2 protein-coding genes are annotated in these 1,062 nt (G+C 66.5%); both read left to right on the top strand.

The genetic code is table 11. From position 1 onward, the window contains the following. A partial coding sequence (locus EN906_RS35120; RefSeq protein WP_164777653.1) for a GntR family transcriptional regulator occupies positions 1-366 on the top strand: 366 nt, incomplete at its 5' end. Positions 367-369: 3 nt separating this feature from the next. Next, positions 370-1,062: ADP-ribosylglycohydrolase family protein (locus EN906_RS35115; protein WP_127375823.1), on the top strand; the 693-nt coding region annotated here is incomplete at its 3' end.

Below are 1,062 nucleotides of genomic sequence, written 5' to 3'. Positions count from 1 at the left end.
GCTATCGAAAGCCCGTTCTTCATTGCCGTTGACCGGGTGCGCACCAACGCCAGCGACGGCCATGCGATCTCCATCGAGCGCAGCCGGCTGCCATTGTCCTCCGAGCTTGAGGACGTACCGTTGCGCGGACTGCGCGAGGGCTCGCTGCACCAGACGCTGCGCGCCGCCGGCCTCATTCCCGACCATGGCGAGGAATGGGTCGAGATCGAGATGCTCAATGCCGAGGATGCGGCCATCCTCGGTTGCCCACAAGGCACGCCCTTCCTGCGCGGGCGCCGGTTGACGCGTGCGGCTGACGATCGGCCGATCGAGTATGTCACCAGCCTGCTCAATCCGGCACATTTTGCGCTGCATATGAGGTTCTAAGCGATGTCGGATGCAACCAGCAATACCATCGATCGCGCCATGGGCGCGCTTGTCGGCGGAGCGCTGGGAGACGCGCTCGGCATGCCGACGCAGCTTTTGTCGCCGGCTCGCATTGCCGAACTCTACGGCCATGTAGAGGATTTCATCGAGCCTTTCGCCGATCATCCGGTGTCGAAGGGCCTGGCCGCTGGAACCATCACCGACGATACCGAACAGGCGCTGCTGCTCGGCCGCATCCTGGTCGAATCCGGCGACCGTTTCGACCACGCGCGCTGGGTCAATGCGCTGCTCGACTGGGAGCGCGAGGTCAAGGCGCGCGGCAGCTATGATCTTTTGGGGCCGTCGACCAAGCGTGCCATCGATGCCATCAACAATGGCGTACCGGCCGAGGAAGCGGGACGCAGCGGCGACACCAATGGCGCGGCCATGCGCATCGCGCCTGTCGGCATCATGATGCCGCTTGAACCGTTGGAGACGTTCGTCGGCAAGGTGGCGGAGACTTGCCGGGCGACGCACAACACCTCGATCGCCATAGCCTCGGCCGCAGCCGTCGCAGCCGCCGTCAGCCGCGGCGTCGCCGGCGGCGGTTGGCGCGATGCTTCGGCCAGCGCGGTCGCGGCGGCGAGGCGAGGGGCGACGCTCGGACATTGGGTCACCGGCGGCGACATCGCCGCGCGTATCGTCTGGGCGCAGGAC

This window comes from Mesorhizobium sp. M7A.F.Ca.CA.004.06.1.1, from assembly GCF_003999135.1.
GTDB lineage: Bacteria > Pseudomonadota > Alphaproteobacteria > Rhizobiales > Rhizobiaceae > Mesorhizobium.
This window is presented reverse-complemented; position numbering and strand designations above follow the sequence as displayed.